Origin of the sequence: Solirhodobacter olei (assembly GCF_004010155.1) — a bacterium.
Classification (GTDB): domain Bacteria; phylum Pseudomonadota; class Alphaproteobacteria; order Rhodobacterales; family Rhodobacteraceae; genus Solirhodobacter; species Solirhodobacter olei.
The window spans coordinates 96,090-117,182 of sequence record NZ_RRYH01000017.1; the positions used below are offsets into that span (position 1 = coordinate 96,090).

General features: G+C 68.8%; 23 protein-coding genes. 13 read left to right on the top strand and 10 right to left on the bottom strand.

Features of this window, described 5'->3' with window-relative positions; translation table 11 throughout:
- Positions 1 to 3 precede the first annotated feature (3 nt).
- On the bottom strand, positions 4 to 564 hold the full coding sequence (locus EIP85_RS13220; protein WP_127902663.1) for a TlpA family protein disulfide reductase: 561 nt from the start codon (positions 562 to 564) through the stop codon (positions 4 to 6).
- Between the two features lie 24 nt (positions 565 to 588).
- On the opposite strand from EIP85_RS13220, the gene argH reads away from it, so the two are divergent.
- Both argH and EIP85_RS22795 read left to right on the top strand, forming a co-directional pair.
- Entirely contained in the window at positions 589 to 2,013 is a 1,425-nt protein-coding gene (gene argH, locus EIP85_RS13225) for an argininosuccinate lyase (RefSeq protein WP_127902664.1), read from the top strand.
- On the top strand, positions 2,010 to 2,156 hold the full coding sequence (locus tag EIP85_RS22795) for a hypothetical protein (protein ID WP_164871728.1): 147 nt from the start codon (positions 2,010 to 2,012) through the stop codon (positions 2,154 to 2,156). Before argH ends, EIP85_RS22795 begins: the two co-directional genes overlap by 4 nt.
- A gap of 54 nt (positions 2,157 to 2,210) precedes the next feature.
- Here EIP85_RS22795 and EIP85_RS13230 read toward each other — a convergent pair whose 3' ends face one another.
- Both EIP85_RS13230 and greA read right to left on the bottom strand, forming a co-directional pair.
- Complete coding sequence (locus EIP85_RS13230) at positions 2,211 to 3,248, bottom strand: hypothetical protein (RefSeq protein ID WP_241560004.1); 1,038 nt, start codon at positions 3,246 to 3,248, stop codon at positions 2,211 to 2,213.
- A gap of 72 nt (positions 3,249 to 3,320) precedes the next feature.
- Positions 3,321 to 3,791: a transcription elongation factor GreA gene (gene greA, locus EIP85_RS13235; RefSeq protein WP_164871729.1), complete on the bottom strand. Its 471-nt coding sequence runs from the start codon at positions 3,789 to 3,791 to the stop codon at positions 3,321 to 3,323.
- Between the two features lie 299 nt (positions 3,792 to 4,090).
- On the opposite strand from greA, the gene EIP85_RS13240 reads away from it, so the two are divergent.
- From EIP85_RS13240 to EIP85_RS13250, 3 genes are all read left to right on the top strand, one after another.
- Positions 4,091 to 5,740, top strand: coding sequence for an electron transfer flavoprotein-ubiquinone oxidoreductase (locus tag EIP85_RS13240; RefSeq protein WP_127902665.1), 1,650 nt, complete (start codon positions 4,091 to 4,093; stop codon positions 5,738 to 5,740).
- A gap of 130 nt (positions 5,741 to 5,870) precedes the next feature.
- Positions 5,871 to 7,622 (top strand): tetratricopeptide repeat protein, encoded by a 1,752-nt coding sequence (locus tag EIP85_RS13245; protein ID WP_241560005.1) that lies wholly within the window; start codon positions 5,871 to 5,873, stop codon positions 7,620 to 7,622.
- Positions 7,597 to 8,469, top strand: coding sequence for a 4-(cytidine 5'-diphospho)-2-C-methyl-D-erythritol kinase (locus EIP85_RS13250; protein WP_127902666.1), 873 nt, complete (start codon positions 7,597 to 7,599; stop codon positions 8,467 to 8,469). Before EIP85_RS13245 ends, EIP85_RS13250 begins: the two co-directional genes overlap by 26 nt.
- Here EIP85_RS13250 and EIP85_RS13255 read toward each other — a convergent pair.
- Positions 8,445 to 9,446: a polyprenyl synthetase family protein gene (locus tag EIP85_RS13255; protein ID WP_127902667.1), complete on the bottom strand. Its 1,002-nt coding sequence runs from the start codon at positions 9,444 to 9,446 to the stop codon at positions 8,445 to 8,447. The genes EIP85_RS13250 and EIP85_RS13255 overlap by 25 nt on opposite strands.
- Before the next feature lie 50 nt (positions 9,447 to 9,496).
- Between EIP85_RS13255 and EIP85_RS13260 the strand changes: the two genes are divergently transcribed.
- The 3 genes from EIP85_RS13260 (at position 9,497) to EIP85_RS13270 (ending at position 10,854) form a co-directional block, all read left to right on the top strand.
- Positions 9,497 to 9,712, top strand: coding sequence for a putative signal transducing protein (locus tag EIP85_RS13260; RefSeq protein ID WP_127902668.1), 216 nt, complete (start codon positions 9,497 to 9,499; stop codon positions 9,710 to 9,712).
- Between the two features lie 93 nt (positions 9,713 to 9,805).
- Entirely contained in the window at positions 9,806 to 10,567 is a 762-nt protein-coding gene (locus tag EIP85_RS13265) for a tRNA1(Val) (adenine(37)-N6)-methyltransferase (RefSeq protein ID WP_127902669.1), read from the top strand.
- Positions 10,568 to 10,686: 119 nt separating this feature from the next.
- Complete coding sequence (locus EIP85_RS13270) at positions 10,687 to 10,854, top strand: YdcH family protein (protein ID WP_127902670.1); 168 nt, start codon at positions 10,687 to 10,689, stop codon at positions 10,852 to 10,854.
- On the opposite strand, the gene yddG is transcribed toward EIP85_RS13270, so the two are convergent.
- The 4 genes from yddG to EIP85_RS13290 all read right to left on the bottom strand — a co-directional run bounded on the left by yddG (position 10,814) and on the right by EIP85_RS13290 (position 15,003).
- The gene (yddG, locus tag EIP85_RS13275) at positions 10,814 to 11,740 is read right to left on the bottom strand and encodes an aromatic amino acid exporter YddG (protein ID WP_127902671.1); all 927 of its coding nucleotides are present in this window, start codon (positions 11,738 to 11,740) and stop codon (positions 10,814 to 10,816) included. The genes EIP85_RS13270 and yddG overlap by 41 nt on opposite strands.
- Before the next feature lie 106 nt (positions 11,741 to 11,846).
- Positions 11,847 to 12,572, bottom strand: a complete 726-nt coding sequence (gene phbB, locus EIP85_RS13280; protein ID WP_127902672.1) for an acetoacetyl-CoA reductase — start codon at positions 12,570 to 12,572, stop codon at positions 11,847 to 11,849.
- A 110-nt stretch (positions 12,573 to 12,682) separates the two neighbouring features.
- Positions 12,683 to 13,858, bottom strand: a complete 1,176-nt coding sequence (locus EIP85_RS13285) for an acetyl-CoA C-acetyltransferase (protein WP_127902673.1) — start codon at positions 13,856 to 13,858, stop codon at positions 12,683 to 12,685.
- Positions 13,859 to 14,169: 311 nt separating this feature from the next.
- A complete protein-coding gene (locus tag EIP85_RS13290) occupies positions 14,170 to 15,003 on the bottom strand; it encodes an EAL domain-containing protein (RefSeq protein WP_241560007.1) in 834 nt (277 codons plus the stop codon).
- A 137-nt stretch (positions 15,004 to 15,140) separates the two neighbouring features.
- Between EIP85_RS13290 and EIP85_RS13295 the strand changes: the two genes are divergently transcribed.
- The 3 genes from EIP85_RS13295 to trhA all read left to right on the top strand — a co-directional run bounded on the left by EIP85_RS13295 (position 15,141) and on the right by trhA (position 17,096).
- A complete protein-coding gene (locus tag EIP85_RS13295) occupies positions 15,141 to 15,701 on the top strand; it encodes a DNA-3-methyladenine glycosylase I (protein ID WP_127902674.1) in 561 nt (186 codons plus the stop codon).
- Positions 15,702 to 15,750: 49 nt separating this feature from the next.
- Positions 15,751 to 16,371, top strand: a complete 621-nt coding sequence (locus EIP85_RS13300) for a class I SAM-dependent methyltransferase (protein WP_241560008.1) — start codon at positions 15,751 to 15,753, stop codon at positions 16,369 to 16,371.
- A 62-nt stretch (positions 16,372 to 16,433) separates the two neighbouring features.
- On the top strand, positions 16,434 to 17,096 hold the full coding sequence (gene trhA / locus EIP85_RS13305) for a PAQR family membrane homeostasis protein TrhA (protein ID WP_127902675.1): 663 nt from the start codon (positions 16,434 to 16,436) through the stop codon (positions 17,094 to 17,096).
- A 22-nt stretch (positions 17,097 to 17,118) separates the two neighbouring features.
- Here trhA and EIP85_RS13310 read toward each other — a convergent pair whose 3' ends face one another.
- Positions 17,119 to 17,895, bottom strand: a complete 777-nt coding sequence (locus EIP85_RS13310) for an AraC family transcriptional regulator (protein ID WP_127902676.1) — start codon at positions 17,893 to 17,895, stop codon at positions 17,119 to 17,121.
- A 93-nt stretch (positions 17,896 to 17,988) separates the two neighbouring features.
- Between EIP85_RS13310 and EIP85_RS13315 the strand changes: the two genes are divergently transcribed.
- Positions 17,989 to 19,200, top strand: a complete 1,212-nt coding sequence (locus EIP85_RS13315; RefSeq protein WP_127902677.1) for an MFS transporter — start codon at positions 17,989 to 17,991, stop codon at positions 19,198 to 19,200.
- A gap of 133 nt (positions 19,201 to 19,333) precedes the next feature.
- A complete protein-coding gene (locus EIP85_RS13320) occupies positions 19,334 to 20,185 on the top strand; it encodes a class I SAM-dependent methyltransferase (protein WP_127902678.1) in 852 nt (283 codons plus the stop codon).
- A 42-nt stretch (positions 20,186 to 20,227) separates the two neighbouring features.
- On the opposite strand, the gene EIP85_RS13325 is transcribed toward EIP85_RS13320, so the two are convergent.
- Positions 20,228 to 21,088: a D-amino-acid transaminase gene (locus tag EIP85_RS13325; protein ID WP_127902679.1), complete on the bottom strand. Its 861-nt coding sequence runs from the start codon at positions 21,086 to 21,088 to the stop codon at positions 20,228 to 20,230.
- Between the last annotated feature and the right edge of the window lie 5 nt (positions 21,089 to 21,093).

A 21,093-nucleotide genomic window follows, 5' to 3' on the forward strand; every position in this document is an offset into this window, starting at 1 on the left:
CCCTCAGTCGTCCCCGTCGATCACCGCCTTCAGGATCGCCTGGGCGCTGGCGCTGTCCCAGTCGGCCTCGCCGATCAGGCGACCGACCTCCTCGCCCTGCCGGTTCAGGATCAGGCTCACCGGCAGGCCGAAAATGCCCAGCCGGTGCGCCAGCGCCGAGCCGGGATCCAGCCGCACCGGCAGATGCGTCACCTTCTCGCGCCGGAAGAAGCGCTGGACGCCAGCCACGGTGTTGTGCAGCGTCGCGACCGTGACCACCTCGAAATCCTTGCCGCCGAGCGCAGCCTGCAGGTGGTCGAGCGTCGGCATCTCCTTGCGGCAGGGCGCGCACCATGTGGCCCAGAAGTTCACCAGCACCACCTTGCCGCGGTAGTCCGAAAGCCGGTGCTTGGCGCCCGTGGCATCGGTGATCGGCAGATCCGGCAGTGCCTTCGGCGTGGCCGCGAAATTCAGCTTCTCCATGTCGCCCTTGGCAAGCGCCTTCCAGTCCGTGGGCCCGGCCACGGCGGCGTTTGCAGAGAGCGCGAGGGCCGCGTATAGCACGACCGAGCGAAGATGACGCATATCCCCTCCGAAAAGGGCCAGACGATGAGCGACCAACCCGCAGAGAACACCAAAGCCCAAAGCGCCGCCAGCGCCAATGCGATGTGGGGCGGGCGCTTTGCCGCGGGGCCGGACGCGATCATGGAGGCGATCAACGCTTCCATCGGCTTCGACCGGCGGCTCTTCGCCCAGGACATCGCGGGCTCGCGGGCCCACGCCGCGATGCTCGCGGCGCAGGACATCATCAGCCCTAGCGATGCCGAGGCGATCCGGGAAGGTCTGCTCACGGTCTTGTCAGAGATCGAAACCGGCAGCTTTCCGTTCTCCACTGCGCTCGAGGACATCCACATGAACGTGGAAGCGCGGCTGAAGGAGGTGATCGGCGAGCCCGCCGGCCGGCTCCACACCGCGCGGAGCCGCAACGACCAGGTCGCGGTCGACTTCCGCCTCTGGGTTCGCGACCAGGCCGACGCCGCCGTGGCAGGGATCGAGGCACTGCAGAAGGCGCTTCTGGCCCAGGCCGAGGCCGGGGCAGACTGGGTGATGCCCGGCTTCACCCATCTGCAAAGCGCACAGCCCGTGACCTGGGGCCATCACATGCTGGCCTATGTCGAGATGCTCTCGCGCGACGCAGGCCGCTTCCGCGACGCCCGCGCGCGGATGAACGAGTGCCCGCTGGGGGCGGCCGCGCTGGCCGGCACCTCCTTCCCGATCGACCGCGAGGCGACCGCGAAGGCGCTCGGCTTCGACCGGCCGATGGCCAATTCGCTCGACGCCGTGGCCGACCGCGACTTCGCGCTCGAATTCCTCTCCGCCGCCACGCTCTGCGCCATGCACCTGTCGCGGCTGGCCGAGGAGCTTGTCATCTGGTCCTCCGCCCAGTTCCGCTTCGTGCGGCTTTCGGACCGCTTCTCCACCGGCTCCTCGATCATGCCGCAGAAGCGCAACCCGGATGCGGCGGAACTGCTGCGCGCCAAGATCGGCCGGATCCTGGGCGCGACGGTCTCGCTCTTCACCGTGATGAAGGGGCTGCCGCTGGCCTATTCCAAGGACATGCAGGAGGACAAGGAGCAGGTCTTCGACGCCGCCGACACGCTGATGCTGTCGCTGGCCGCGATGACCGGCATGGTCTCCGACATGACCGCCAATCGCGAGGCCCTGCGCGCCGCCGCCGCCGCGGGCTTTTCTACCGCGACCGACCTTGCCGACTGGCTGGTCCGCACCCTCGGCCTGCCGTTCCGCGAGGCCCATCACGTCACAGGAAGCCTCGTCGCGCTGGCCGAGAAGAAGGGCTGCGACCTGCCGGAACTGTCGCTCGCCGAGATGCAGAGCGGCCATGCCGGCATCACGCAGGAGGTCTATTCCGTCCTAGGCGTGGAGAATTCGGTGGCAAGCCGGACTTCCTACGGTGGCACCGCGCCCTCGGAAGTGAAAAAGCAGGTGAGCCGCTGGAAGGCGCGTCTGGCATGAGAGTCGCCGTCCTTCTCCTCGCGCTTCTGGCGCTCGCCTCCTGCGGGGTGGAAAGCAAGCCCAGAGCGCCGAACGGCTCCTCCCCCAACCCGATCGTCTCGATCACCGGGTCCGGGCAGATCGGGGTCGGCGCGAACCTCTGAATTGGTCCCGCGCCGAACAGGGCCGGCGCGCGTCCGCGGCCTAGGGCGCCTGGCCTAGTCGAAAATCCCAGTCACCCGGCCGAAAAGCATGAACGCGCGGGCAGAGCGGGTATCGGCCAGCTCCGTGATCTCGGCGTCGCTGGCGTTCTTCTCGAAATCCTGGAATGTCCGGTCGAACTGCCGCAGGAAATGGTGCGCCGCGTCGCGGAAGATCGGGTCGGAGCGCATCCGCCCGGCGCTGAGCGCGAGGCTGGAGCGGTCGCGCACCGCACCCAGGCCCGAGATCGCCCGGCCGCGCTCGCCCTTGGCGAAGCGGCGCCAAAGCTCCGGCCGGGCGGGGTCGGGCGTCAGGTCGTCCATGTAGATCCCGTCCTGCGCCAGCAGCGTCAGCACGTCCTGCGCGGCGCGCACGAGCTTGGCCACCGCCACGTCCTCAAGCGCGGCGCGCAGGGCCCGGAAGCCCTCCTTGTCGTCTGCGGTCTCGGGGAAGTTCATGGCCCGCACGAATTGCGGGATCGAGATCGGCGCCCGCAGCGCCTCGGCCGGGGTGCCGAGGGCCAGGGCGGGTTCATCCGCCGCCGGCTCGGCGCGCGCCACCACGACCGCCGGGCCGCGCGCCGGGGCGGGCAGCAGGTTCTGGTCGCGGCGCGAGGAGAAGCTCGCCAGCAGCGTCTCGGTATGGCGCTGAGCAGCGGCGATCTCTTCCAGCTTCCGCTCCAGCGCGGGGCGGGCCATGGATTGGGCCTGGGCCTGCTGGACATAGGCATGTCGCATCGCGTCCACCGCGCCCTGCAGCCGCGCCGCCTCTGCCCGCAGGTCGCGGATCGTGCGCGCGGTGATCGCGGCGCCCCAGATCAGCGCCAGCGGCAGCAGGACGGCGAGAATCGTCATCACCCCGGCGGTGGTCCCCCCCGGTCCCCCGCCCTGGTCCGCGAGGAAGAAGAACACGGCGACCACAATGAACCACAGCAGGCTGAGGACCACGGCCGCGATCTCGATCGAGGATACCCGGCCGGTCTCGGCGGCGGAGCGGGCGTAAAGGCCCATCTCGATCTTCCTGTCGATCTGCTTGTCCTGCATGCTGTCAGGCACTGGAGGCACTCCGAAATTCCGGCACACCCCGCACGGGGGCGGGGTAGGGTCGCACAGTCGGTCCGGTCCGCCTCAGATGTAGCGGATGCTCAGCACTTCGTAGCTGCGCTCGCCGCCGGGGGTTTTCACCTCGACGCTGTCGCCCTCTTCCTTCCCGATCAGGGCGCGGGCGAGCGGCGATTTCATGTTCAGGAGGCCGCGTTCCAGATCGGCCTCGGCCTCGCCGACGATCTGGTAGGTCTTTTCCTCGTCCGTGTCCTCGTCCACCAGGGTCACGGTGGCGCCGAACTTGATCGCGCCGGACAGGCGCGCCGGGTCGATCACCTCGGAACGGCCAAGGAGCGATTCGATCTCCTTGATGCGGCCCTCGACGAAGCTCTGGCGTTCGCGCGCGGCGTGGTATTCGGCGTTTTCGGACAGGTCGCCATGTTCCCGCGCCTCGGCAATGGCGCGGATCACGGCGGGGCGTTCCACCGACTTCAAAGCCTTCAACTCGTCATCCAGCGCGGCGAAGCCCGCGCGGGTCATCGGTATCTTTTCCATTGGTCCCTTTGCCCAGAGAGCGGCGCCACGGGCCAGGGGCTGCGCCTTCGCGCCCCAAACCCATGCCGCCGACGGTCCGTCCTCTGCCGCACCTCACCTCTTCTATTCCCGGATTGCAAGAGGCGAGCAGGCGGGGTTCAACCCGGATCGGCGTAAATTGCCGCGGCGCGGCGGCATTTTCCACATGGAATGGCGCAAATGCGATGCGGGATGCCGCGTCACGATTGACCGTCCGGGCCGGGCCGGGCTAGGCCTCGTGCAGCACATGGAGGAGAGGCCGGGGCCGGCCGGGAGATGGCATGACCGAGATCGTCCGCGAAGCGATGGAATATGACGTGGTGATCGTCGGGGCGGGTCCCGCGGGACTGTCGGCCGCGATCCGGCTGAAACAGCTCGATGCCGATCTGAACGTGGTCGTGCTGGAGAAGGGCTCCGAGGTCGGCGCGCATATCCTGTCGGGCGCGGTGCTGGATCCCTCGGGCCTCGACGCGCTGATCCCGGATTGGCGGGAGAAGGGCGCGCCGATCACCGTGCCGGTGACGAAGGACAACTTCTACGTCCTCGGCCCGGCGGGGCATATCCGGATCCCGAACTGGCCGATGCCGCCTCTGATGTCGAACCACGGCAATTACATCGTCTCGATGGCGAATGTCTGCCGCTGGATGGCCGAGCAGGCCGAGGCTCGGGGGGTGGAGATTTTCCCCGGCATGGCGGCGTCCGAGATCGTCTGGGGCGAAGATGGCCGCGTCGCGGGCGTCGTCGCCGGCGAGTTCGGCAAGGACGCCGACGGCACGCCGGGGCCGAATTACGAGCCGGGGATGGAGCTTCTGGGCAAATACGTCTTCCTCGGCGAAGGCGTGCGCGGCTCGCTCGCCAAGCAGGTGATGGCGAAGTTCGGCCTGTCCGAAGGGCATTGCCCGCAGAAGTTCGGCCTCGGTATGAAGGAGATCTGGGAGATCGACCCCGCGAAGCATCGCGAGGGGACGGTGACCCATACCATGGGCTGGCCGCTTGGCCGCAATGCCGGCGGCGGGTCCTTCATCTATCACCTTGACAACAATCAGGTTTACGTCGGCTTCGTGGTTCACCTGAATTACCGCAACCCGCATCTCTACCCCTACATGGAGTTCCAGCGCTTCAAGCATCACCCGCTGGTGGCGGAGCTTCTGAAGGGGGGCAAGCGGGTGGCCTACGGGGCGCGGGCGATCTCCGAGGGCGGCTGGCAGTCGATCCCGAAGGTGGTGGCGCCGGGGGTGGCGCTGCTGGGCTGCTCGGCGGGGCTGGTCAACGTGCCGCGGATCAAGGGCAACCACAACGCGATGCTGTCGGGCAAGGCGGCGGCAGAGGCGGCCTTTGCCGCGCTGAAGGACGGCCGCGCGGGCGACGAGCTCAGTGCGTACGAGGACGAGCTGCGCGCCGGGCCGATCGGGCGCGACCTGAAGCGGGTGCGCAACATCAAGCCGATGTGGTCAAAATGGGGGCTGATGGCGAGCCTCACCCTCGGCGGGCTCGACATGTGGACGAACAACCTCTTCGGCTTCTCGCTCTTCGGCACGCTGCGGCATGGCAAGACCGATGCCGCCTCCACCGGCCTCGCCAAGGATTTCCAGCCGATCGAATATCCCAAGCCCGACGGGGTGCTCAGCTTCGACCGGCTGACCAACGTCTCCTTCTCCTTCACCAATCACGAGGAAAGCCAGCCCGCGCATCTGCGGCTGACCGACCCCTCGGTGCCGATCGGCGTCAATCTGCCGCAATATGCGGAACCCGCGCAGCGCTACTGCCCGGCGGGCGTCTACGAGGTTGTGGGAGAGGGAGCAGAGGCCCGGTTCCAGATCAACTTCCAGAACTGCGTCCACTGCAAGACCTGCGATATCAAGGACCCGAGCCAGAACATCACCTGGACCACGCCGCAGGGCGGCGACGGGCCGAACTACCCGAACATGTGAACGCAACGCGCGTCCGGCTGAAACCTGCGTGATCGGCGGCTTGCCGCCGGTCGCGGGCCCCCTCCGCTCATTGCGTTGGCGGGTCTCAGGCTCTACCTTGAGGGTATCCTTCTCGAAGAGGTCCCTTCCCGTGAATCAGAAGCGCCGCCCGCTGATCTCGGCGACCGCCATAGCCCTTTGCCTGCTCCCCGCGCTCGCCTCCGCCGCGAACCTCTCGCCGCTGCTGCCGGCGGGCGTGGCCGGGCCATACCTGGCGGCGCGGCAGGCGAGTCAGAACGCCGATTACGCTTCCGCCGCGCGGTTCTATGGCGAGGCGCTCTCCCATGACCCGGGCAATGCGGACCTGATGCGCGCTACCGTCGCCTCGGACGTGGCCTTGGGCGATTTCGCCAAGGCGCTTCCGGTGGCTAAGGCGCTCGCGAAGGCCGACACGCAGAGCCAGATCGCCATGCTTCTGGTGCTCGCCGGAAAGCTGAAGGCGGGCGACTATGCCGCCGCGCTCAGCCAGATCCAGGCGGGCGAAGGCGCGGGTCCGCTTGTGGACGGCCTCGCGACGGCTTGGGCGCAGGTGGGCGAGGGCAAGATGTCCGACGCGCTCGCCTCCTTCGACAAGCTCGCCAAGACCTCGGGCCTCAAGGCCTTCGCGCTCTATCACAAGGCGCTCGCCATGGCCTCGGTCGGTGATTACGAGGGCGCGGAGAAGATCCTTTCCGGCCAGGGCGGCACGGCGCTGAACCTGACCCGACGCGGCCTGGTGGCGGAAGCGGAGATCCTCAGCCAGCTCGACCGCGACAAGGATGCGCTGAAACTTCTGAACGACAAGCTCGGCAGCCAGACCGACCCGGGGCTGGAGCCGCTGCGCCAGCGGCTGAAGGACGGGCAGGTGGTGCCCTTCGACTCGGTCCGCAACGCGCAGGACGGGCTGTCCGAGGTGTTCCTGTCGGTCGCGGCGGCTCTGAAGGGCGAGGCGGCGGACGGCTACACGCTGCTCTATTCGCGGCTCGCCGAATTCCTGCGGCCGGACAATGGCGATGCGATCCTCGTCTCTGCCGAGCTGCTGGATTCCGAGAAGCAATACGCGCTCGCCGTGGCGGCCTATGACAAGCTGCCGCGCACCAGCACCGATTATTTTGCAGGCCAGGTCGGCCGCGCGCAGGCGCTCTATTCCGGCGGCCAGGTCGATGCCGCAATCGGGGCGATGAAGCAGCTCGTCGCGGCCCATCCCGATCAGGTCGAGGCGCAGATCGCACTGGGCGATCTTCTGCGCCGCCAGAGCCGCTATGCCGAGGCGATCCCGGCTTACGACGCTGCGATCAAGCTGATCAAGACGCCGCAGATGGCCGATTGGGCGGTCTATTACATGCGTGGCATCTGCCACGAGCGCCTTGGGGACTGGGCCAAGGCAGAGCCGGACTTCCGCGAGGCGCTGAAGCTCAAGCCGAACCAGCCCGAGGTGCTGAACTACCTCGGCTACGGCATGGTGGAACGCGGCGAGAAGCTCGACGAAGCGCTGAACATGATCCAGCGTGCCGTCGCCGCCCGGCCGAACGACGGCTTCATCGTCGACAGCCTCGCCTGGGCCTATTTCCGGCTGGGCGAGTACCAGAAGGCCCTGCCGATCGCCGAGAGAGCCTCCCAGCTCCAGCCGGTCGACGCAGTGGTGACGGACCATCTGGGCGATGTCTACTGGGCCGTTGGCCGCAAGATGGAGGCGCGCTTCCAGTGGCGCCGCGCGCTGTCCTTCAATCCCGATCCGAAGGATGCGGAACGGATCAAGCGGAAGATCGACCTGGGCCTCGACGCCGTGCTGAAGCAGGAGGGCGCAGCCTCCCTGAAGCCGGTGAAGACGGTGGAGAATGGCAGCGCCAGCAGTGGCGGCTGAGGCGTTCGCACCGGCCAAGGTCAACCTTGCCCTGCATGTCACCGGGCGGCGGGCGGATGGCTATCATCTGCTCGACAGCCTCGTGGTCTTCGCCGATCTGGGGGACCGGATCCGCGTGGAGGCGGCGGAGCGCCTGAGCCTTTCGGTAACCGGCCCGCGGGCGGCGGGGGTGCCCGCTGACGCGACGAACCTCGTCTGGCGCGCGGCAGAGGCCCTGGGGTCTGGCCGGGGCGCGCGAATCACGCTGGAAAAGCACCTGCCGGCGGCGGCGGGGATCGGCGGCGGCTCCTCCGATGCGGCGGCGGCCCTGCGGGCGCTTGCGGCGCTTTGGGATGTCGCCCTGCCCAGGGCAGCGGATGTGCTGGCCCTGGGGGCCGATGTGCCTGTCTGTCTTGACGCGCGGGCGGCGCGGATGGGTGGGATCGGCGAGCGGCTCGACCCGGTGCCGGCGCTGCCGGAGGCGGGGCTGCTGCTGGTCAATCCCGGCACCGGCGTCTCGACCCCCGCTGTTTTCAAGGCCCTGGCGCAGCGGGACAATCCGCCCCTGCCGGAGCCCGGGCCCTGGGCGGACGCGGCGGCGCTGGCCGCCTGGCTGCGGCAGACGCGGAACGACCTGGAGGCGCCGGCGCGGGCCCTCGTGCCGGAGATCGGCGCGGTGCTGGGCGCGATCTCGACCGCGCCCGGCTGCCTTCTGGCGCGGATGTCCGGTTCGGGCGCGACCTGCTTCGGCCTGTTTGCCGATCGCGCCTCTGCCGCGCGCGCGGCACAGGCGATCGGCGGGCAGAACCCGGGCTGGTGGGTGAAGGCCGGCGGATTTCTCGATCAGGCGACGCGGGCGACGACGTAATCGGCGAGATCGCCGAGGAGGGTCTTCAGCTCGCTGTCCGGCAGCGGCTCCAGCGCGGCCTTGGCCCGGGCGGCCCAGCCGAGGGCCGCGGTGCGCGTCGCCTCCAGCGCGCCGTGGCGCTTCAGCAGCGTCATCGCGTGGTCGAGGTCGCCTTCTTCCTGCTTGCCCTTCTCGATCACCCGGACCCAGAAGGCACGCTCTTCCGCATCGGCGGCGGCGACCGCCTTGATGACCGGCAGCGTCAGCTTGCGTTCGCGGAAATCGTCGCCGGTGTTCTTGCCGATCACCGCGGTGGTTCCGCCATAATCCAGCAGGTCGTCGACGATCTGGAAGGCCACGCCAAGCGCGTCGCCATAGTCGTGAAGGGCCGCGACCTGCGCCTCCTCCGCGCCGGCAACGACGCCGCCAACCTCGGTTGCGGCGGAGAACAGCGCCGCCGTCTTGCCGCGCACGACCTGCAGGTAGATGCCCTCGTCTGTCTTCAGATCCTGCGCCGCGGTAAGCTGCAGCACCTCGCCCTCCGCGATGGTGGCAGAGGCATTGGCGAGGATGTCCAGCACACGGAGGCTGCCGGTCTCGATCATCAGCTGGAACGAGCGGGCGAAAAGGTAATCGCCGACAAGGACCGAGGACTTGTTGTCCCACAGCAGGTTCGCCGTCGGCCGGCCGCGCCGCTGGGCGCTTTCGTCCACGACGTCGTCATGCAGCAGCGTGGCGGTGTGGATGAATTCCACCGTGGCCGCAAGATGGACGTGGAACGGCCCGGCATATCCGCACATCCGCGCCGCGGCGAGCGTCAGCATGGGCCGCAGCCGCTTGCCGCCGGCCTCGACCAGATGGGCAGTGACCTCGGGAATACGCGGCGCATGTTCGGAGGCCATCCGCGTCCGGATCAGCGCGTTCACCGCGTCCATATCCTCCGCGAGGTAGGCCGCGAGCCGGTCATGCGGTGCCTGGCGCGCCTCAACCAATCCCATGGCAGTTCCGTCCCTCGACAAGGTCTTCGAATTCCCCTTAAGTCGGGGGCATGAAAGAGCTGCTGCGCACAACGGATCCGACGATCATCGCCTATGCCACCGCCCTCCTGCAGGGCGAGGGTATAGACACGTTTCAGGCCGACGTCCACATGAGCGTTCTGGAGGGCTCGATCGGAATTCTGCCGCGGCGGCTGATGGTACGCGACGCCGATCTGTTCATGGCGCGCGCCGTGCTGAAGGACAACGACATCCCGACCGGGCTCTAGATGCCGGGGGGAACGCATACCTCCGGCCGGTCTGCGCCGAAGCCGGGGGCACCGGCGGCAGGACCTCTGCCGGCCGCTGTTCGGGGGCCTGACATGTTCGCCGAGGCCGATCTCAGCGACGACGGTTTTCTCGGCGGGCGGCTCCGCATGCTGCAGCCGCGGGCAGGCTATCGCGCGGCGACCGACCCCGTGCTTCTCGCCGCCGCCGTCCCGGCGCGGGCCGGCCAGCGCGCGCTGGAACTCGGCTGCGGCGCAGGCGTCGCCACGCTCTGCCTTCTGGCGCGCCAGCCCGGGGTGGCCGCCACCGGCGTGGAACGGCAGGCGGCCTACGCCGATCTCGCCCGCCGCAACGCCGCGCGCAACGGTCTGGAGTTGGAGGTGGTCGCGGGCGATCTGGCGCGCATGCCGGCGGAGCTTCGGGCGCGGAGCTTCGATCATGTGCTGGCCAACCCGCCCTATTTCCCCGCCGGCGGCGGCACCGCGGCAGCCGATCCCGGGCGCGAGACCGCGCAGCGGGAGGAGACGCCGCTTGCCACCTGGGTCGACGCGGCCGTGCGGCGGCTCCGCCCCGGGGGGATGCTGACGATGATCCAGCTGGCAGAGCGGCTGCCGGATCTGCTGATCGCCTGCGACGGCCGGCTCGGCAGCCTCACGGTGCTGCCGCTGGCGCCCCGGGTCGGGCGCCCGGCGGGTCGGGTGATCCTGCAGGCGCGCAAGGGCGGACGCGGCGCGTTCCGGCTTCTGGCACCCTTCGTGATCCACGCCGGCGCCACCCATGACGGCGATCGGGAAAGCTTCACCCCCGCCGCGCGGGCGATCCTGCGCGAAGGCGCGGCCCTGCCGCTGATCGGCTAACCTTTGCGCAATACTTTTCCGCTCCAGTGGGCGTGACGATCCGTGCATCCATCGGGCGTGACACGACTCGGCAAGTGTGGTGGGATCGTCATACCGACACCCGAGAGAGGAGGACGACCATGAACCTGACGTCGCATCTGCAGGAGCTTCGCCGCAAGCACGAGACCCTCTCGGAACAAGTGGAAAGGGCTCAGAGGAGCCCCGGAGTGGATGCGTTGACGATTTCCGACCTCAAGAAGCAGAAGCTCAAGCTGAAGGAAGAGATCTACCGTCTGACCCAGCACTAGGCAGGGCCCCGGCCCTGAGACGGCGCTGACGGGCGCTGGCCCATGCGGCCAGTGCCGCGCCGGCGACGATAAGTCCCGCCGCGGCCAGGATCGCGGGCGACGCCGGTGCGAAACCGGCCGCGATGAGGATCAGCGTCGACAGCAGCGGCGCCGCGTAGGACGCGGTACCAAGAAGCTGTATGTCGCCCCGTTTCATGCCGATGTCCCAGGTGAAGAAGGCCCCCCCGACCGGGCCAAGCCCGAGGCCCGCGATCGCGGCCCAGCCCAGCGCATGCTGCGGCCATTCGGTGGGCTCCAGCGCCAGATGCGCCATCGTGGAAAGGACCGCGGTCGCGGCGCAGAACACCGTCACCGCCTCTGTCGGGACATGGCCGAGGCGGCGCGAGCCGACCGAATAGGTTGACCAGATCAGGGCGCAGAGAAAGGCCATCGCATAGCCCGGCAGGGCGGTGGGGCCGAAGCCGCCGAACTTGCCCGCGACCAGCAGCACGACGCCGGCGAAGGCTAGCACGGCGCCTGCGATGTGCGTGAGGCTCAGCCGCTCGCCGGGCAGCAGCCCCGCCAGCAGCACGATGAAGAGCGGCCAGAGATAGGCGATCAGCCCGGCCTGCGCCGGCGGCGCAAGGCGCAGCGCGGTGAAATAGCAGAAGTGGTAGCCGAAGAGCCCGGCGATGCCGAAGCCATAAGCCGCCATCGGCACCCGGGCGAGCTTGCCGAATCCGCCGGTAAGCCCGGTCCAGACCAGGCCGGTGACGGCCCCGATCCCGAAGCAGAGCGCGGTCAGCTGGAACGGCGGAACCGGCGCGGTTTCCACCGTGAAAAGCGCCAGAAGCGCCCACAGAAGGACTGCCGTGAAGCCGATGAGGGTTGCGCCGCGCCGTGACATGTCAGCAGCCTTAGCGGCTCGGCGGTCGCGACGCTAATGAAATTGTGATGGGCCGCCGGGCGCCTGGCGCGCGCCCGGGGCATGCCCTCCCCCTGGTCGGGGGCGGTCAGACGAAGAACTGGCCGCCGTTCGCAGAAAGCGTCGATCCGGTGATGAAGCCGGCATCGTCGGCGGCAAGGAAGACCACGGCGCGGGCGATCTCCTCGGGCTCGCCGAGGCGGCCGACGGGGATCTGCGGGATGATGCGCTCGGCCAGCACCTTCTCGTCGATCGCCTTGACCATTTCGGTGGCGATGTAGCCCGGGCAGATCGCGTTCACGGTGATCCCGGCGCGGGCGCCTTCCTGGGCAAGCGCCTTTGTGAACCCGAGATCGCCCGCCTTCGAGGCGGAGTAGTTCGCCTGGCCCGCCTGCCCCTTCTGGCCGTTGATGGACGAAATGTTGATGACGCGGCCGAACTTGCGGTTGCGCATCCCCGGCCAGACCTGGTGGGTCATGTTGAAAAGGCCGGTGAGGTTGGTGTCGACGACCTCCTTCCACTGGTCCGGGGTCATCTTGTGGAACATCGCATCCCGCGTGATGCCGGCGTTGTTCACCAGCACGTCGACCGGGCCAAGCGCGGATTCGACCTCGGCCACGCCGGCCTTGCAGGCCTCGTAATCGGCGACCGACCATTTGAAGGCCGGGATGCCGGTGGCGGCGGTGAACCTGGCGGCGGCCTCGTCATTGCCGGCGTAGTTGGCGGCGACGGTGTAGCCGGCGGCTTTGAGCGCGATGGAGATCGCCTCGCCTATGCCGCGGGACCCTCCGGTAACTAGGGCGACTCTGGACATGGTACCTCCCTTCGGGTGTTCAGGCTTGAAACAGTGTTACCCAAGATGAAAATGGCGCGCAACAATGTTGCGCGCCATTGTGCAGGTGCAGAATGCCGCAGGCGCCGGGGTCAGGCGCGCTCCAGGCACATGGCGACGCCCATGCCACCGCCGATGCAGAGCGTGGCAAGGCCCTTTTTCGCGCCAGAGCGCTTCATCTCGAACAGCAGCGTGTTGAGGATGCGCGCGCCCGAGGCGCCGATCGGGTGGCCGATGGCGATCGCGCCGCCGTTGACGTTCACCTTCGCGGGATCCCAGCCCATGTCCTTGTTGACCGCGCAGGCCTGTGCGGCAAAGGCCTCGTTCGCCTCGATCAGGTCGAGGTCGGCGACCTTCCAGCCGGCCTTCTCCAGCGCCTTGCGCGAAGCGAAGATCGGTCCGACGCCCATGATCGACGGGTCAAGCCCGGCGGTGGCGTAAGAGGCGATGCGCGCAAGCGGCGTGAGGCCGCGCTTCTCGGCCTCGGCCTCGCTCATCAGCAGGACCCCGGCGGCGCCATCGTTGATGCCCGAGGCGTTGCCGGCGGTGACGGTGCCATCCTTGGCGAAGGCCGGGCGCAGCTTCTGCATGTTCTCGATCGTGGCGCCATGGCGGATGTATTCGTCGTTCTCCACCACGGTCTCGCCCTTGCGGGTCTTGACGGTGAAGGCGACGATCTCGTCGGCGAACTTGCCGGCCTTCTGCGCGGCCTCGGCCTTGTTCTGCGAGGCGAGCGCGAATTCATCCTGCATGTCGCGGGAGATCTGCCATTTCTCGGCGACGTTCTCGGCCGTCTGGCCCATGTGATAGCCGTTGAAGGCATCCCAGAGACCGTCGCGGATCATCGAATCGATCATCTTCAGGTCGCCCATCTTCTGGCCCGCGCGCAGATGCGCGACATGGGGGGCCAGCGACATGCTTTCCTGCCCGCCGGCCGCGACGATGGCGGCATCGCCAAGCTGGATGTGCTGGGCGGCCAGCGCGACGGTGCGCAGGCCCGAGCCGCAGACCTGGTTGATCGACCAGGCGGCGCTCTCGATCGGAAGGCCCGCGTTGATATGGGCCTGGCGGGCCGGGTTCTGGCCCTGGCCGGCGGTCAGCACCTGGCCGAGGATGGTCTCGGAAACCTCGGACTTGTCGACGCCCGCGCGGGCGCAGAGTTCGGACAGAACCGCGGCGCCCAGCTCGTGCGCTGGGGTATTGGCAAAGGCGCCGTTGAAACTGCCCACGGCGGTCCGGGCGGCCGAAACGATAACAACATTAGTCATGACAGGGTCCTCTCCCTTAACCGGATGGGCGGGCCCCGGGCTGGAACGGCGACGCGGCCCCTCCTCGGCCGCGCAGCCGGGCCGGACGGCGGCCTCGCGCTGCTATGCAGCATATTTCCTATTCCGATGCGAGTTGGAACGCAATGACGCAACCCGGGGGCCGGGCTGCGACGCAAACGCCCGGCGGGCGAGAGCCCGCTGCGCCGCGGCGAAAGGACGGCTGCCGGCCACGGGATCGCGCGAAGGTGATGGCGGGCCAGGCGCCGCTGCCGCGGGGTCTGGGCTTTCGGCGCAGGTCCTGGCGGCCTCACTCAGGCGCTGCGCCTGCGCTCTTCGGCCTTCCACGGCGGCAGCGTGGCCGGCATGCCGAAAAGGTAGCCCTGCAGGCCGTCGATTCCGTTTCGGGCGAGGAAGTCGGCGTCGCGCCGGTCCTCGACGAACTCGGCGACGGTGAACATGTCGTAATGCCGGGCGATGCCGATCATCGCCCGGGTCAGCACCTGGTTGTCGGGATCGGCATGGATGTTGCGGATGAACTGGCCATCGATCTTCAGGATGTCGAAGTAGAAATCCTTGAAATAGCGGAAGGCCGTGTAGCCGGCACCGAAATCGTCAAGCGCGAAGGTGATGCCGCAGCGCTTCAGCTCGTCCATGAAATCAGAGACGGCATCGGGCATCAGCATGGCGGAGGCCTCGGTGATCTCGAGGATCAGCCGCTCGGCGATGGTGGCGTCCCGGTCCAGCCCCTCGGCCAGGGTGCGGTTCCAGCGCGGGTCACCGATGGAGCGGGCAGACATGTTGATGGCCAGGCGCAGCGCCGGTTCCCGCGCCAGCGCGCCCAGACCCAGTTCAAGCGCGCAGCAGTCGATGACGCGCCCGGTTTCCGTGGCTTCGACCGCGCCGATGAAGGCCTGGGCGGGCAAAACGCGGCCGTCGTCGTCAAGGATGCGGATCAGCCCTTCGTGGAACCCGATGCGGGCCGGATCGCGGGCCTGCACGACGGGTTGATAGGCCAGCATCACGCGCCGCCGGTCCAGCGCGCGGCGCACCAGGGCCAGGGTTTCGCGCGACTGCTCCTCCGCGGAGAGGCCCGAGGGTTTTTCCGGCCCCGGCTTGCGCAGATCAAGCCCCATTGCGTCCGACATCGCTGGCCCTCCATCCAGATGGGCTCAGCATCCGGCAGCGGGGTAAAGAACTGGTGAAAGGTCTCGTTTTGTTCTAATTTCGCGCAAATCACCCGGGCCAAGTCACCGGGGCCAGATCGATCGGGCAAGGAGGCGGCATGGAACGCTGCGCATGGTGCGGGACGGATCCGCTTTACGTCGACTACCACGACCACGAATGGGGGGTGCCGGAATACGACGGCCGCGCGCTTTACGAAAAGCTGGTGCTGGACGGATTCCAGGCCGGGCTGGCCTGGATCACCATCCTGCGCAAGCGCGATGCGTTCCGCGCGGCCTTCGAAGGATTCGACCCGCATCGCATCGCGCGCTGGGGGGAGGCGGATGTGGAGCGGCTATTGGGCGATGCCGGCATCGTGCGGAGCCGCGCCAAGATCGAGGCGGCGATCGCTGGTGCCCGGGCCTGGGAACGGATCGAGGCGCGGGAGGGCTTCTCCCCCTTCCTGTGGTCCATGGTCGGCGGCAAGCCGATCCAGACCCGGCGGCAGGGCGGCGACATCCCGACGCAGACCGACCTTTCGGTGCGGATGTCGAAGGCTTTGAAGGCGGAGGGGTTCAAGTTCTGCGGCCCGGTGATTGTCTATGCCTTCATGCAGGCGGTGGGGATGGTGAACGACCATCTCGTGACCTGTCCGGCGCATGACAGGGTCGCGGCGCTCTGATAGGACAGGGCCGGGGCTGGGCCAATCTTCGCAAGGCGGGAGACGTGCCGTGACGGATCAGCAGTTCGAGATGTGGCAGTCGCGGTTCGCCGCGACCGAGGACTATGTCTTCGGCGAGGCGCCGAACGCGTTCCTTGTGGCCCAGGCGGGGGCGATCCCGCCGCGGTCCCGGGTTCTGGCCGTAGCCGATGGCGAGGGGCGCAACGGCGTCTGGCTGGCGCGGCAGGGGCATGACGTGCTCTCGCTCGATTTCTCGCCCGCCGCGCAGGCCAAGGCTCGGCGGCTGGCGGAACGCTACGGCGTGACACCGGAATTCGTGCAGGTCGATGTGCATCACTGGGACTATCCCGAAGCGGCCTTCGACGCGGTGGTGGAGATCTTCACGCAATTCTCTTCTCCCGCCGAGCGGCCGCTGAAATGGGCCGGCATGCGGCGGACGCTGAAGCCCGGCGGCGTGCTGATCATCCAGGGCTATACCCCGAAGCAGCTGGAGTATGGCACCGGCGGGCCGCGTGTCCTCGAGAACCTCTATACCGCCGCGATGCTGCACGACGCCTTCGGCGACTGGCAGATCGACCACCTGGCCGAGGAGGTCGTCGAGATGGACGAAGGCCCGGGCCATGCCGGCCGCTCCGCCGTCGTCGGCCTGGTGGCGCACAAGCCGGGCTGAGCCGGGCGGATTTCCGCGCGCCGGCGATAGGTGACGGGCCGCGGGCTTCCTATCTGTGCAGGATGGCCCAGCACCTGAAACCCAGATCGAGCTACAGCCATGCCGAGCGCGTGAGCGACGTGGTTGTCCATGCCGCCGGACTTGTCGCGGTCGGGGTCGCGGTGCCGGCGCTGATCGCGCTGGCGGTGGGGCTCGGCACCCGGGGCTGGCTGCTTTTCGGCGTGACCGTCTATGGCGCGACGCTGGCCGCGATGATCCTGTTCTCGGCGCTCTACAACACCGTCGGGCAGAGGCGGTGGCGGGGCCTGCTACGTCGGCTCGACCATTCGGCGATCTATGCCAAGATCGCGGCCACCTACATGCCGTTCACGCTGGGTCCGGGCGGGCATGGCGGCTATCTGCTGGCCGGGCTCTGGACCGCTGCGCTGGCCGGGATCGGGCTCAAGGTCGCTTCGCCCAGGCGGCTGCGCTGGGTGGCGCTGGCGCTCTACCTCGGGATGGGCTGGGCCGGGATCATCTTCGGCGCCGGAGTGTTCGGGGCACTTTCGGCGCCGGTCCTCGCGCTGATCGTGACGGGCGGCGCGCTCTACACGCTGGGGGTGGTGTTCTTCCTCTGCGAGCGGCTGCCGTTCCATTACACGATCTGGCATGCGCTGGTGCTGGCGGCGAGCCTCGTCTTCTACGCCGCGGTGACGGTGCATGTCGTGCAGGTGGCGCCGGCGTGACGGGGGCGGACCGCGCCCCGGCCTACCGCCGCCCGAGATACTCGCGCGGGCTGGCGCCCAGCGTGCGGCGGAACATCGCTGTGAAGGCGGCCGGGTTCTCGTAGCCGAGGTCGATGGCGATGGTGGTCACGGCGTCGCCGGCCGCCAGCCGCGGCAGCGCCGCCATCACGCAGGCCTGCTGCCGCCAGGCGACGAAGCTCAGACCGGTTTCCCGCTTGAAGGCGCGGGTGAAGGTGCGGCGGCTCATGCCCAGCGCCCGCGCCCAGTCCTCGATCCGGTCATGCGGGTCGGGGCGCGAAAGAAAGGCCCGGCAGCGCCGCGCCAGCGCCGCCGTGCGCGGCAGCGGCAGGGACAGCGGCAGCGCAGGCAGCCGGGGCAGTTCGGCCAGGATCAGCGCCATCAGCGCGCCGTCGCGTCCGGCCTCGTCATAGGCCCGCGGCAGCGCCACCGCCTCGGCCAGAAGCGCGCGCATCAGCGGCGGGATGCCGAGGACGCGGCAGCGGGCGGGCATCGCGGGCAGGATCGCAGGGTCGAAATAAAGGCTGTGGGTCTGCACCTTGCCGAAGGTCTGCACCGAATGCTCGGTTTCCGCCGGGATCCATAGCCCGCGCTCCGGCGGCATCATCCAGCTTCCGTCGGGCGTGGTGGCAAGCACGACCCCGGTCGAGCCGTAAAGAAGCTGCGCCCGATCGTGCCGGTGCGGGGCGATCACATGACCGCCGGGCAGGTCGCTCGCCCGGGCGATGACCGGGCGGGGGCTTTCGGGAAGCGCGGGATAGATCGGCGGCGGCAGCGGCATGGCCCAGTCTCGTAACTCTTTGACCCTATCCCGGTAGCGGGCCTGCGTCCAGCCGGGTAGACCATCGGGCAGCGCCCAGTCGGAGAGCGAGAGATGAGCAGTCAAGCAAACGGCCGGAACGCCCCGGCGGGTCCGGTCTTCACCGCGCTGGCGGCGGCAAGCCTGTGCCATTTCCTCAACGACCTGATGCAGTCGCTGTTTCTCGCCTCCTACCCGCTCTTCAAGGGCGGGCTGAGCCTGAGCTTCGCGCAGATCGGGCTTCTAACCATGACATTCCAGGTAACCGGATCGTTGCTTCAGCCGCTGGTGGGATTCTATACCGACCGCCGCCCGCTGCCCTATTCGCTGCCCTTCGGGATGGCCTCCTCGCTCGCCGGGGTGCTGACGGTGGCCTATGCCGGCCACTACTCGGCACTGCTCGCGGGGGCGGTTCTGCTCGGGATCGGGTCGTCGATCTTCCATCCGGAGACTTCTCGGCTGGCGCGGCTGGCCTCGGGCGGGTCGCACGGGCTGGCGCAGTCGATCTTCCAGATCGGCGGCAATTCCGGCACCGCGCTCGGGCCGCTGGCGGTGGCCTTCTTCGTGCTGCCCCGGGGACGGGAGAGCCTGGCGTGGTTCTCCCTCGCGGCGCTTCTGGGCGTGGTGGTGATGAGCGGCCTGGGGCGCTGGTACCAGAAACACCTGCGGTCGCGGCCGGCGGCACGGACGACCGGGGCGCCGGCGCGGTCGCGGCGCGAGATCGCGGGCGTGATGGCGCTGCTCCTCGCGCTGATCATGTCGAAGTATTTCTACATCGCCAGCATCACCAGCTATTACATCTTCTACCTGATGCATCACTTCGGGCTGGCAGAGCACAAGGCCCAGCTGGCGCTGTTCGTCTTCCTCGCCGGGATGGCCGTGGGCACGATGATCGGCGGGCCGGTGGGCGACCGGATCGGGCGCAAGGCGGTGATCTGGGGCTCGATCCTCGGCACCCTGCCCTTCTCGCTGGCGCTGCCGCATGTCGGCCTTCCCGCGACGGTGGTGCTGAGCGGGGTGATCGGGGTGATCCTGTCCTCCGCCTTCCCCTCCATCGTCGTTTACGGGCAGGAGCTTCTGCCCGGGCGGGTAGGCACCGTCTCGGGGCTGTTCTTCGGCCTGGCCTTCGGGATCGGCGGGCTCGGGGCCGCGCTTCTTGGGGTGGTTGCGGACTGGAAGGGGATCGATTTCGTCTACCAGATCTGTTCGGTCCTGCCGGCGATCGGGCTTCTGGCGGCGTTCCTGCCGGATCTGGACCGGCCCGCGGCAAAGAGGGCGCCGGCGTAAGAGGCCCCGGCACGCAATGAGCCGGGCCGGGGCTGGCCGGAACCCGCCCGCCCCGCCTCAACTACAGACTGTGAAGTGGACGGCCCCGGGGCGGGAATGCGAGGCTGCAGGTTCATGTGAAACGGAGGTTTTCATGGACGCCGCCATCGACGAGGACGGGGCCGCCCGGGACGGGGCCATTGCCGCGTATTATGCCCGGGCGGGGCTGGAAGACGCGATCCGGGCGGGTCTTGCCCGGCTGGAGGGCGCCGAGGGCAGCGCGGCGGAGAAACTCGGCGCGGTGGACGAGTTCCACATGGGCGGGCGGCCGGCGACCCAGGCGCTGGCGGAGGCGATGGGCCTTGCCCCCGGGGCGCTCGTGCTCGACGTCGGCTGCGGCATCGGCGGGACGGCGCGCCACCTCGCCGCCGCCTGCGGCGCGCGGGTCGAGGGCGTGGACCTGACGCCCGATTTCATCGCCGTCGGCCAGGCGCTGACCGCAGAGCTGGGGATGGCCGACCGGGTCCATCTTCAGATCGCCAACGCCACCGCCCTGCCATTCGCGCCGGAAAGCTTCGACGCGGCGGTGATGCTGCATGTCGGCATGAACATCCCCGACAAGGCGGGCGTCTTCGCCGGCGTGGCCCGGGCGCTGAAACCCGGCGGGATCTTCGCGGTCTATGACGTGATGCGCGGCGGGCCGGGCGAGCTCTCCTTCCCCGTCCCCTGGGCGGGGAACCCGCAGGTCTCGTTCCTGACCTCCCCGGCGGGCTACCGCACGGCGCTGAAGGCAGCAGGCTTCACCGTCGAGGGAGAGGAGAACCGGGCAGAGATGGCCCTGGCCATGTTCCGAAAGATGAGGGCGCGGATGGCCGAGGCCGGACCACCGCCGCTGGGCCTGCACCTGTTGATGGGGCCCGATGCGCCGGTGAAGCTCGCCAACATGATCGCCGCGCTGGAGGCGGGCCTGGTGGCCCCCGTCCAGATCATCGCCCGCAAGGGCTGAGGCCCGGCCTCCCGGCCTGAACCACCAGCGCGAGGCCGCGCCTCAGATCGCGGCCTTGCGCATCTCGTCGAGGTAGATCTCGCGCAGCCGGGCGGCGACGGGTCCGGGCTTGCCGGTGCCGATCGCCGTGCCGTCCATCTCCACCACCGGCATGACGAAGGTGGAGGCGGAGGTGATAAAGGCCTCGTCGGCCGCCTTCGCCTCGTCGATGGTGAATGCACGCTCCTCGACCTCCATCTGCGCCTCGCGGGCGAAGCGCAGGACGGCGGCGCGGGTGATGCCATGCAGGATGTCGTCCGACAGGTCGCGGGTGATGACCTTGTTGCCCTTGACGATATAGGCGTTGTTCGAAGTGCCTTCGGTGACGTACCCGTCCTCGACCAGCCAGGCATCGTCGGCCCCGGCCTTCTTGGCCATCATCTTGCCCATAGAGGGGTAGAGGAGCTGCACCGTCTTGATGTCGCGGCGGCCCCAGCGGATGTCCTCGATCGAGATCACCTTCATGCCCACCTTCGCCATCGGGCTGTCGGCCATGCCGGGCTTCGACTGGGTGAAGAGCACCAGCGTCGGTTTCACCGAGGCGGGCGGGAAGGCGAAGTCGCGGTCGCCCGGGTTACCGCGCGTGACCTGCAGGTAGATCATCCCGTCCGTGATCCCATTCCGGGTGACAAGCTCGCGGTGGATCGCCAGCAGTTCCTCGTCCGAGCAGGGCGAGGCCATGTCGAGCTCGCCCAGGCTGCGGGCAAGGCGCGCGGCGTGGCCGGCGAAATCGATAAGCTTGCCGCCGAGGACCGAGGTCACCTCGTAAACGGCATCCGACATCAGGAAGCCGCGGTCGAAGATCGAGACCTTGGCCTCTTCCTCGGGCAGGTACTCGCCGTTGACATAGACGGTGCGGCTCATCTCGG

Excerpts from the sequence above, each read along its gene's own strand:
- argH (WP_127902664.1), top strand. The coding sequence starts at position 589 with ATGAGCGACCAACCCGCAGAGAACACCAAAGCCCAAAGCGCCGCCAGC.
- EIP85_RS22795 (WP_164871728.1), top strand. The coding sequence starts at position 2,010 with ATGAGAGTCGCCGTCCTTCTCCTCGCGCTTCTGGCGCTCGCCTCCTGC.
- EIP85_RS13295 (WP_127902674.1), top strand. The coding sequence starts at position 15,141 with ATGGAACGCTGCGCATGGTGCGGGACGGATCCGCTTTACGTCGACTAC.
- EIP85_RS13240 (WP_127902665.1), top strand. The coding sequence starts at position 4,091 with ATGACCGAGATCGTCCGCGAAGCGATGGAATATGACGTGGTGATCGTC.
- EIP85_RS13260 (WP_127902668.1), top strand. The coding sequence starts at position 9,497 with ATGAAAGAGCTGCTGCGCACAACGGATCCGACGATCATCGCCTATGCC.
- EIP85_RS13255 (WP_127902667.1), bottom strand. The coding sequence starts at position 9,446 with ATGGGATTGGTTGAGGCGCGCCAGGCACCGCATGACCGGCTCGCGGCC.
- EIP85_RS13325 (WP_127902679.1), bottom strand. The coding sequence starts at position 21,088 with ATGAGCCGCACCGTCTATGTCAACGGCGAGTACCTGCCCGAGGAAGAG.
- EIP85_RS13285 (WP_127902673.1), bottom strand. The coding sequence starts at position 13,858 with ATGACTAATGTTGTTATCGTTTCGGCCGCCCGGACCGCCGTGGGCAGT.
- yddG (WP_127902671.1), bottom strand. The coding sequence starts at position 11,740 with ATGTCACGGCGCGGCGCAACCCTCATCGGCTTCACGGCAGTCCTTCTG.
- EIP85_RS13290 (WP_241560007.1), bottom strand. The coding sequence starts at position 15,003 with ATGTCGGACGCAATGGGGCTTGATCTGCGCAAGCCGGGGCCGGAAAAA.
- EIP85_RS13310 (WP_127902676.1), bottom strand. The coding sequence starts at position 17,895 with ATGCCGCTGCCGCCGCCGATCTATCCCGCGCTTCCCGAAAGCCCCCGC.
- trhA (WP_127902675.1), top strand. The coding sequence starts at position 16,434 with ATGGCCCAGCACCTGAAACCCAGATCGAGCTACAGCCATGCCGAGCGC.
- phbB (WP_127902672.1), bottom strand. The coding sequence starts at position 12,572 with ATGTCCAGAGTCGCCCTAGTTACCGGAGGGTCCCGCGGCATAGGCGAG.
- EIP85_RS13315 (WP_127902677.1), top strand. The coding sequence starts at position 17,989 with ATGAGCAGTCAAGCAAACGGCCGGAACGCCCCGGCGGGTCCGGTCTTC.
- EIP85_RS13270 (WP_127902670.1), top strand. The coding sequence starts at position 10,687 with ATGAACCTGACGTCGCATCTGCAGGAGCTTCGCCGCAAGCACGAGACC.
- EIP85_RS13250 (WP_127902666.1), top strand. The coding sequence starts at position 7,597 with ATGGCAGCGCCAGCAGTGGCGGCTGAGGCGTTCGCACCGGCCAAGGTC.
- EIP85_RS13220 (WP_127902663.1), bottom strand. The coding sequence starts at position 564 with ATGCGTCATCTTCGCTCGGTCGTGCTATACGCGGCCCTCGCGCTCTCT.
- EIP85_RS13320 (WP_127902678.1), top strand. The coding sequence starts at position 19,334 with ATGGACGCCGCCATCGACGAGGACGGGGCCGCCCGGGACGGGGCCATT.
- greA (WP_164871729.1), bottom strand. The coding sequence starts at position 3,791 with ATGGAAAAGATACCGATGACCCGCGCGGGCTTCGCCGCGCTGGATGAC.
- EIP85_RS13265 (WP_127902669.1), top strand. The coding sequence starts at position 9,806 with ATGTTCGCCGAGGCCGATCTCAGCGACGACGGTTTTCTCGGCGGGCGG.